The organism is Microcystis sp. M165S2 (genome assembly GCF_020245885.1).
In the GTDB taxonomy this organism is placed as follows: domain Bacteria; phylum Cyanobacteriota; class Cyanobacteriia; order Cyanobacteriales; family Microcystaceae; genus Microcystis.
In genome coordinates this window covers 1-8397 of record NZ_JADBTZ010000274.1, presented here as the reverse complement: position 1 = coordinate 8397, position 8397 = coordinate 1, and the positions used below count along the sequence as shown (strand labels likewise).

The window sequence follows — 8397 nt, the reverse complement described above, 5'->3', positions numbered from 1 at the left end:
TTTGGCTTTTAAAATACGGGCAATCTCAAAAAATAGCGTGCCTCTGGTATCTTCAAATCCCTTTAAATTGCCACAAATACTAAAGGGTTGACAGGGAAATCCTGCCATTAAAATATCATGATTGGGAATGTCTAGGGCAGCAATTTCGGTAATATCTCCCTGGGGTTGGTCGCCAAAATTAGCGTGATAAATTGCCTGAGCATCTTTATCTATATCACAGGAAAAGACACAATCAGATGCTAAGTTTTGTTGGCGACAAACTTGTGCAATTGCGACTCGAAACCCTCCTAAACCACAAAAGAGGTCAATAAAACGAATTTTCTGCTTATCTTTAAGTAAATTCATCAATCATATCCCTAGCAAGAGCTCGATAATATCCTAAATTAATGGGGATAATTTATCGCCTTATAGCACAGATGCGTCAAAGAATAAATCGAACTTTAGAGGTATTTTTAGCCAAGTTTGCCGTAAACTTGATTAACAATCGTCCTCGAAAATGTCTTGACTATCGTAACCCGAATGAGGTATTCTATGAAGATAGATTAGACAGTGATGTAATTCAGACTTGAATTGGCGTTTTATTAAAGGAAATTATCGTTAACAGGGGGCTGTTTTAAGGAATTATGTCACTGCGATCAATGTTGATGACATAGATATTTTCTTGTTTGTTTCCTAATTTTCTGTTGCCTATTTGCTGCTTTCTAAAAGTACAGATATTCTGAGCAAGCACTAGGCCTTGAGATAAGAGCGTCACCACCAGGGCAGAAAGACGGATTTTGTGATAATTATTTGAATAGTGGAGAAATTTATGGGATTGATGCCAAAGCTCTCGGTAAGTTGCGATCGTTGTGTCGCAGCTTTGCTATCTAGCCCACAGAGAGAGCCAGAAAACAATAAAGACAAATATAATCAAATAAAATCAATAAAGCCACGATTACCCCAATTTTGCCAGCAGATAGGTTTAATAGTCATGGATATAGCTGGAAGCGTGCAAATGCTTACAGAAAGATCTGAACAATTGCTGTACCAGTATTCCCTCTCTCATACCCCGAACACCTTACCAGAACCCTTGCAAAAGTGGTTTAAACATCCGATTGCCCGACTCCTTGCCAAGGATGACCAAGCCTTTTCCTGTTCACCCTTACGCCTAGAACAAGAGGGACGACAGTTAATCATTTTTCTGATTCCCACTCTGATCGGGGAACAGTTTCTCCTACTCTTAGAAGAACAAGAACTGCCCTCTTTTTCGATTGCGGCCTTAGAATTGTTGGGACTGACTAAAAGGGAAGCAGAAGTGCTATTTTGGATTGCCCAAGATAAAAGTAATGCCGCCATAGCAAAAGTGATCGGATGTAGCGAAGGAACCGTGCGAAAACATCTAGAACATATTCACGAGAAACTAGGGGTACAAACTCGGACGGCAGCGGTTATAGTTGCCCTCGAAAAGTTGGGGCTACTGAAAGGGCAGATTGCTGCGATATCTTCATAATTCCCTACGCGGATCATCGTATTGTCACCGCAGAAAAATTTGATGATTATTGAAATTGTGCATTGTCCTGTACTGAGTTCTTGAACAGAGCTTCTTATCGAGAAAGCCAAAATTTCTTTGGCAAGGAGAATCAAATCTATGCCTACACCCTTTGTGAATGAGGAATTTACCTTCACCAATCCCGACGGCAGCACTATCAGGGTCAGGGGATCGGGAAACCAGTATTATGCTGTTTTTGAAACCCTAGATGGCTATACCGTGGTCAAAAACCCCGACAATGGTTTTTACACCTACGCCCAGCTTTCCGAAGACAACAGCCAACTGATAGCGACCGATGGGATAGTCGGCCAAATAGCACCCCAAAGCCTCGGCATCCAGCCCCATCTACGCATCCAGACCGAGAGTGCCAAACAACAAGCTCAGAGCGCACCGATGCTACAGGACGGGTTCAGTCAATGGCAAGTCCGTCGTCAGCAAAAAAAAACTCAGCTGCAGGGAATCAGTGCGACGACCAGTGCTGATGCCAGACCAACTTCAACAGTAACTGTGGGCAACTATGTGGGATTATGTATCTTGATTAAGTTTCCCGACGTTGCCGCCAGCATTTCCCAACAGGAAGTCAGCAACTTCTGTAACCTACCTGGTTACGCCGGATTTGGCAATAAAGGGTCAGTACGGGATTATTTCTACGATAACTCCCAGGGAAAATTAACCTATACCAATGTTGTCACCCAATATTACACCGCCGCCCATAATCGATCCTATTATACCGATCCAGCGATCGCCTATGGTACTCGCACCCGAGAACTGATTCTAGAAGCCCTCAATTATTTGAAATCCCAAGGCTTTAACTTTAGTCAGCTGAGTAGTGATAGTAACGGTTTAATTTATGCCTTAAATGTCTTCTATGTCGGACCGCGGGTCAACAATTGGGCCGAAGGACTATGGCCTCATTCCTGGAGTTTAGCTTCACCCTACGATGTCGGGGGGGGCAAGAAGTTATACGACTACCAAATCACCAATATGGGTAGTGAACTGACCTTGCGTACCTTCTGTCATGAAAATGGTCACATGATTTGCGATTTTCCCGATCTCTACGATTATGGCGGTCAATCGGCAGGAGTGGGTAATTATTGTCTGATGTGTTACGGGGGCAATGATAAAAATCCCGTACAAGTCTCTGCCTACCTCAAAAATGAAGCCGGTTGGGCCAGCAAAGTGACAGCGATAACTCCAGGTCTTACCGCCAGTCTTCCTGCGGCCAAGAATGAGTTTTACCTCTACAGTAAGAACGCTAACGAGTATTTCCTCATCGAAAACCGGCAGAAAACTGGCCGGGATACATTCCTCCCTGATGCGGGCCTAGCCATCTGGCACGTGGACGAACAGAAGAATGGTAACGAGGAGGAACAGATGACTCCTAGCCAACACTACGAATGTTCCTTAGAACAGGCCGATAATCGCTTCGATTTGGAGAAAGATGCCAATGGCGGTGATAACGCCGACCTATTTCGATCCCCCTATAAAACCGAGTTTTCCGATAGCACCAGTCCTGCTGGCAAATGGTGGGATGGTAGCAACTCTGGCCTAAAAATCGCCCAGATTTCTGCCATTGGTGCCACGATGACCTTCACTGTCCCCGGCAGTGCTTGGCTAGAGAAAAAGCAGATTACCGGTTTGTGGATGATTAACCAAGAACGCAATGCGGCCGCCTATGTGGAAGGCCTCGGCTGGCGCAAGATTGCCACCGAGAGTGACAGTGTTTTCTTGGGGATGCTTGCCCTGCTGTCCGCCGCTAAGGAAAGAAAATTTCCCGTCAATCTGCGTCTGGAAAACAACGTGATTCAGGAAATTTACGTTTTTTAAAACTTTTTCAAGATTTAACGAGGAAAATACCATGACATTAGCACAACCGACTCAAATTCCCCCCGCAGCTAACCTTCCTGAGTCCGAAACACCAGAAATTCCCTCCGTTCCTCTCTTTGCCGAAAACCCCCTCGGTCAGGATAGCAAAGATGGCCTGCGTGGCGGAGCGAATCTCTATGGCGGCTGTAGTATTGAAGTGGGCTGTGGTTGCTCCTTTGGCACCCTGCGCTATACCCATGAAGATGCCCAAGGCTGGTTAGACTATGTGAAAAAGTTTGCCCCCTTAAACTTTTGGTATCAGGATTGTGGCGTACAACCCTGGCTTTACTACGAACCCTACGATGATTGGCAAGATACCTACGGGGTAGATGCGGTCATGGCCTTCTATCACTCTGGTCATGGCGGGATGGATGCCAATGGCGTGTTTTATCTACCGATGAGCAAACCGTGGGGTAACGAAGGTTGTACGATCGTCTCTAGCAGTGATAAGTTAGTTTGGGCTAACGAGCGGGTCAGATACATTTTTCTGTCTACCTGTCTTTCCCTGCGGGTTCTGGGTGGTCACAACCCGATTCGGACTTGGGATCGTAGTAATCGCGGTTGGCGAATGCTCTTCGGCTATGAAACTGTTAGTTGGGATAATCCCAATTACGGTAAATTTTTCTGGGAAGAATGGAACAAGAATAAGTCTTTAAGTACCGCTTGGTTAGATGCTAGTTGGCGCATTGCCCACGACCAGGCCCCCTCGGTGGTGGCCTGTGGTGCCAGTGCCGATGAGGCGAAAAATCGTCTCTTTAATGAACGCTATTTTTCTCGCGAACGGGTCAGTCATGCTTGGTATTGGTGGCGATGGTACAATGTGGCTCGCAGTAGCCAACCACAACTGGTCTTACCCCAGCATCTCCTCGTCGGTCGTTTGCAACCCCTAGACGCTACTCGACCGGCTGCCCGCAGCCTAGCGGCACGATTTGGTCTTGACCTGGAAATCCCCTCAGAAGTTGCTAGTACCAGAAATGGCTCCTATCGCCTGGTGACGGGGGAACAAAGCATCGCCTACGGTAGTGATGGGTCAATTGATGTTCGTTTGGCAACTCCTAACCGTTATAATTACAACCCCTTGGCTATGGACAGCGCCCAAACCTTAGCCCAGGAGGCCGTCTGGCGTTACGGTCTTGACCAAGAAGTCCCAGTGGTGTTCGATCGAATTATCTTATCTTCCGAAGCCGGCGGTACGGCTAACGGTTCGGGACAATTGGACGGACCGTTTACTACTGGTGTGATTGTCCAATTCCGACAGTTGATTAATGGTGTCCCGGTGATTACCCCGGGGGCGGGTACGGTGCGAATTGCCCTGGATAACGATGGTACTGTCACCGATGTGCATTCATCAGTCCGCTCGCTCGAACAGTTAAGTAGTCGTCCTGTACGCTCTGCCAGTGCGCCACCTCCCCGGGGTGATATCGCTCCTGTCTTAGCACCCGAACCTAGCAACTATGAGCAGTTACTAGCGGCAGAGTTTAGCCGACAATTGGCTTCCCTGTCTGCTCGCGGTGGCGGTGGAATGCCTCTAGAATTCACCACTGTACCCAATTCCACCGAGATTGGCTACGATATTGACGGCGATGAGGCGATTTTGATCGCCCGCAAAGCGATCGAAGTTAACTTTGGCAATGGTTATCGTAAACGTTATTGGGTTACTGTACCTTTGTTTGGTTAACTGCGATCGAATCCAGTTTTAACTTAGTGTCAAGACGGGCATCTTGCTCGTCTTGACAGGCTTTTTTACTTTTTCCTTGCTACACAATGTCTAGCGTCACCCGTCAACAACTGGAGAGCGCGATCAATGCTGGCTTAAAGATCGGCTTAAACGGTGAAAATTTACAAGGTTTGGATTTATCTGGTCTGAATCTCAGTCAATTTGACTTTAGCTATGCCAATCTAGAATCAGTTAACTTCCGGGGTGCCAATTTAAGCAAGGCGATTTTGTGGTCTGTGCAAGCGGCAAAAGCGAACTTTAGTCAAGCTAACCTTAGTGGGGCCAACCTCGGCACTGCCAATCTTAGCCAATGCAATCTTAGCGGTGCAATTCTCCGTCAAGCTAGTTTGTTAGGAACCAATTTGCAACAAGCGGATTTAAGCAGCGCCGATTTGCGTCTGGCTAATCTCCAAAATACCATCCTCACGGATATTATTTATAATGCTCAAACCCAATGGCCTGATGGATTCCGTTTTTTGCGGTAGGCCAAAATTAAGCGCATTCAAAACCCGATAATCGGTATAGTAATACTAAATCTTGCAAAGTATCGAGAATAACTTGTCAGGGTTTTCCCTGTTGATGTCCCTACAATTGCTTGACATTTTCCAGAATAAATGCTGCGGGTTGTTTGGCTTTTAAAATACGGGCAATCTCAAAAAATAGCGTGCCTCTGGTATCTTCAAATCCCTTTAAATCACCACAAATACTAAAGGGTTGACAAGGAAATCCTGCCATTAACATATCGTGATTGGGAATGTCTAGGGCAGCGATTTCGGTAATATCTCCCTGGGGTTGGTCGCCAAAATTAGCGTGATAAATTGCCTGAGCATCTTTATCTATATCACAGGAAAAAACACAATCAGATGCTAAGTTTTGTTGGCGACAAACTTGTGCAATCGCGACTCGAAACCATCCTAAACCACAAAAGAGGTCAATAAAACGAATTTTTTTGCTATCTGTCAGGAGATTCATCGGTGATTAAAATTGCAGCGATAGGGACATTCTCTTTGATTTTAAATTACTCAACTTTCACTAAAGAGCGGACGGTAAATATTTCATTTGCTTGTAGGGGTTTAATCGCCGAAATTGGCACAGTAACTACTGAAATTGACTCACCGAGAGCGTTAAAAACTTCTAAAATTGCTCCCATTTCGCCATTGCTAGGATGGGGGATTAAATCCACTAATACTGCCACATCTCCCGATTTTAGATTGTCTTCGGGAACATCAAGACAAAGAACCACATGATCGTATAATCTAACATCCATAATTATCTATCCTTTCGGGGCTTGAGAGTAACAAACTGAAAACAGTCGTCAATGTATCGCAGTATCCATATTGTAACCACTGCTAAATTGATTCCGTTAACTCCTTCTATAGCAAATAATGGGTTATTTAGGACGCTTTCAATTTTCAAACTCTTATCTGAACAGGGTTTCAGCGATGGATTGTCCTAAGCACCTTGGTCTTTGCTATAGCATTCCTTCAACTCGATAAAAGATACCGTATTCATTTTTACCATCTTTGATCGCATCTTCTACGGTAATTAGCTGAATAATCGCTTTTTGCAAACTGGCCGCATTATCGAGAGTAAATCCTGCTTGTGCTAAAAATTTTGATTTGTCATCTTTGTCTCTGAATACGAGAAGATAACGAGTAAGTTTATCCTCTGGAATAATTGCTTTAGATGGAATTTGCATCGCTCAATCTACTTAGTTTTCTAGCCTTTTCTTCAGCACTCATTATTTTCGAGTTTGCTCTCTAGGGATTCTAGATCTGATAACTGCGGTGGATGATTAGCATTCCATGGGAGAGCTTGATCTAATTTTTCTCGAAAAGGCGATCGATTTATCCAGTCTTCGTTTACGGGAGAGCGATCGAGTAAATTTTGATAAAACTCATTCCACAGTTGACCCCATTCTTTTAGATCGATAACAACTGCTGTTTTTTCTCCTGTTTCATCGACAATATACTGAATACCTTTCATGATTTAAATTGTTGTGAGATGGATATTAAGTAGGGAGGCACAATTATTTGTAGGATGGGTTAGCGCACTTCGTAACCCATGCGGGAGTTGGGTTTCATGCTTCAACCCAACCTAAGTTCATCTTATATTTAATTCCACCCACCTACTTAATTAATAACTATATTTCAATCGATTCACGAGAAGATATGGATTTTGCAAGTTCTTGTCTAGCATCTTCCGATAGAGAACAACCAAAATCTAGAATCTCGATTAAAACTAACTGATCGTCCTTGGAATAATGTAATATTGTTTTCCCTTCCTCCTCTGCGTAAGCAATTGGATTATTGTTTAACTCAATTAATAAAGCATCCACATCTGGGCTATAGTGTATCTTTTTCATATCGATTCCTCTAAGTAGCAAACAAGAGCAGACTTGACATCTGCTAAGACTTCCTCACAGGTTTCTCCCTGTCCGACAACCGCTCCTGTTATGCCAATCGGATAGGCGACGTAGCCCTCAGGATGCTTTTCAATGACGATTTTGAATTGTCTCATTATTATTTATGAATTTCTTCAGCATACTTGAGAGTAAACCCGTAGGATTCCGCAGCCTTTTCCGCAGCAATGCGAGACTTAACTAAATAGTCATGGATAGACGTGCATTCCTCCGATAATCTTGTTTGAGTTTTATCTTTTTCTTGCAAAATCTCTGAGTGGATCATAAGTTATTCTCCTCTTTGAATAGTTGAAGTGGTGTGACAATTTCAGGTGTTGACAAACCAAGGCGGGCATTGATAACGCGAATATGCTTCCGTTTGTTAGCATTCGCTAGGTGGTTGCAATTCCAAGTAACGAGATATTGAATGTCGAAATAGCTGGCATAGGCAAGATGTAGAGCGTCGCCCACAAGAGACCTTGGCATGACATAGTTGGCAAGATAAAACTCGACAACTTGTTCAAGAGCAGAAGTCGGCGGTAGTAAAGGAATCGTCGAAACCAAATGAATAATTTCAGCTTTACGCGGATAGTTTCCGTTGGTTAGTTCTTGAAGCACAGCATCCGAAATATATAAATCATATTTTCTGCGATTTCCTCTAGGGTTTTACCGGTAGTAACACAACCAGGTAAATCGGGAACATAAGCAGAATAGTTATTTTCAGCTTTTTCGATAATAATCGCGTAACGCACGATTTCTATTCCTCAATTATTTGATTTAATTTTTCCTTGAAAATCGTTTCTATTTCTTTATAGGACATCGTTTGAGGTGCGGGATATTTAAAACCGTCTTTTTTTCGGCTTAATAATACTTCTAGTGCTTCAC

General features: G+C 43.9%; 12 protein-coding genes and 3 pseudogenes. 5 read left to right on the top strand and 10 right to left on the bottom strand.

From position 1 onward, the window contains the following. The coding region (dcm, locus tag IM479_RS13730; protein WP_287684703.1) for a DNA (cytosine-5-)-methyltransferase at positions 1-345 on the bottom strand (345 nt) is incomplete at its 3' end. Between the two features lie 113 nt (positions 346-458). Here dcm (IM479_RS13730) and IM479_RS13725 point away from each other — a divergent pair. The 5 genes and pseudogenes from IM479_RS13725 to IM479_RS13705 all read left to right on the top strand — a co-directional run. After that, positions 459-569: pseudogene (locus IM479_RS13725) on the top strand (IS30 family transposase); the annotation flags it as partial. Between the two features lie 425 nt (positions 570-994). Beyond that, entirely contained in the window at positions 995-1489 is a 495-nt protein-coding gene (locus IM479_RS13720; protein WP_286825119.1) for a response regulator transcription factor, read from the top strand. Positions 1490-1627: 138 nt separating this feature from the next. Then, entirely contained in the window at positions 1628-3355 is a 1728-nt protein-coding gene (locus IM479_RS13715; protein ID WP_287684701.1) for a M6 family metalloprotease domain-containing protein, read from the top strand. A gap of 31 nt (positions 3356-3386) precedes the next feature. Beyond that, positions 3387-5072: a DUF6345 domain-containing protein gene (locus IM479_RS13710; RefSeq protein WP_287684700.1), complete on the top strand. Its 1686-nt coding sequence runs from the start codon at positions 3387-3389 to the stop codon at positions 5070-5072. Between the two features lie 86 nt (positions 5073-5158). Continuing rightward, positions 5159-5596: a pentapeptide repeat-containing protein gene (locus IM479_RS13705; protein WP_287672605.1), complete on the top strand. Its 438-nt coding sequence runs from the start codon at positions 5159-5161 to the stop codon at positions 5594-5596. Here the strand turns inward: IM479_RS13705 and dcm (IM479_RS13700) are convergent. The 9 genes and pseudogenes from dcm (IM479_RS13700) to IM479_RS13660 all read right to left on the bottom strand — a co-directional run. After that, a pseudogene (dcm, locus tag IM479_RS13700) lies at positions 5561-6083 on the bottom strand (DNA (cytosine-5-)-methyltransferase); the annotation flags it as partial. The gene IM479_RS13705 and the pseudogene dcm (IM479_RS13700) overlap by 36 nt on opposite strands. Positions 6084-6129: 46 nt before the next feature. Beyond that, positions 6130-6378 (bottom strand): DUF4926 domain-containing protein, encoded by a 249-nt coding sequence (locus tag IM479_RS13695; protein WP_002789664.1) that lies wholly within the window; start codon positions 6376-6378, stop codon positions 6130-6132. 204 nt (positions 6379-6582) lie between these two features. Next, positions 6583-6810 carry a DUF6883 domain-containing protein gene (locus tag IM479_RS13690; RefSeq protein WP_287684698.1) on the bottom strand — a complete coding sequence of 76 codons (228 nt, stop codon included), beginning with the start codon at positions 6808-6810 and terminating at the stop codon, positions 6583-6585. Between the two features lie 32 nt (positions 6811-6842). Then, entirely contained in the window at positions 6843-7097 is a 255-nt protein-coding gene (locus IM479_RS13685) for a hypothetical protein (RefSeq protein ID WP_287684697.1), read from the bottom strand. A 157-nt stretch (positions 7098-7254) separates the two neighbouring features. Beyond that, positions 7255-7476 (bottom strand): DUF2283 domain-containing protein, encoded by a 222-nt coding sequence (locus IM479_RS13680; RefSeq protein WP_287684696.1) that lies wholly within the window; start codon positions 7474-7476, stop codon positions 7255-7257. Further along, on the bottom strand, positions 7473-7631 hold the full coding sequence (locus tag IM479_RS13675) for a type II toxin-antitoxin system HicB family antitoxin (protein ID WP_287684695.1): 159 nt from the start codon (positions 7629-7631) through the stop codon (positions 7473-7475). The genes IM479_RS13680 and IM479_RS13675 overlap by 4 nt, the downstream gene beginning before the upstream one ends. 2 nt (positions 7632-7633) lie before the next feature. Further along, positions 7634-7798 (bottom strand): hypothetical protein, encoded by a 165-nt coding sequence (locus IM479_RS13670; protein WP_287684694.1) that lies wholly within the window; start codon positions 7796-7798, stop codon positions 7634-7636. Then, on the bottom strand, positions 7795-8130 hold the full coding sequence (locus IM479_RS13665) for a PIN domain-containing protein (protein WP_287078195.1): 336 nt from the start codon (positions 8128-8130) through the stop codon (positions 7795-7797). The genes IM479_RS13670 and IM479_RS13665 overlap by 4 nt, the downstream gene beginning before the upstream one ends. Positions 8131-8150: 20 nt before the next feature. Beyond that, a pseudogene (locus IM479_RS13660) lies at positions 8151-8264 on the bottom strand (type II toxin-antitoxin system HicB family antitoxin); the annotation flags it as partial. Between the last annotated feature and the right edge of the window lie 133 nt (positions 8265-8397).

Coding starts and splice junctions, on each gene's coding strand:
- IM479_RS13720 (WP_286825119.1), top strand. CDS start 995: ATGCTTACAGAAAGATCTGAACAATTGCTGTACCAGTATTCCCTCTCT.
- IM479_RS13715 (WP_287684701.1), top strand. CDS start 1,628: ATGCCTACACCCTTTGTGAATGAGGAATTTACCTTCACCAATCCCGAC.
- IM479_RS13710 (WP_287684700.1), top strand. CDS start 3,387: ATGACATTAGCACAACCGACTCAAATTCCCCCCGCAGCTAACCTTCCT.
- IM479_RS13705 (WP_287672605.1), top strand. CDS start 5,159: ATGTCTAGCGTCACCCGTCAACAACTGGAGAGCGCGATCAATGCTGGC.
- IM479_RS13695 (WP_002789664.1), bottom strand. CDS start 6,378: ATGGATGTTAGATTATACGATCATGTGGTTCTTTGTCTTGATGTTCCC.
- IM479_RS13690 (WP_287684698.1), bottom strand. CDS start 6,810: ATGCAAATTCCATCTAAAGCAATTATTCCAGAGGATAAACTTACTCGT.
- IM479_RS13685 (WP_287684697.1), bottom strand. CDS start 7,097: ATGAAAGGTATTCAGTATATTGTCGATGAAACAGGAGAAAAAACAGCA.
- IM479_RS13680 (WP_287684696.1), bottom strand. CDS start 7,476: ATGAAAAAGATACACTATAGCCCAGATGTGGATGCTTTATTAATTGAG.
- IM479_RS13675 (WP_287684695.1), bottom strand. CDS start 7,631: ATGAGACAATTCAAAATCGTCATTGAAAAGCATCCTGAGGGCTACGTC.
- IM479_RS13670 (WP_287684694.1), bottom strand. CDS start 7,798: ATGATCCACTCAGAGATTTTGCAAGAAAAAGATAAAACTCAAACAAGA.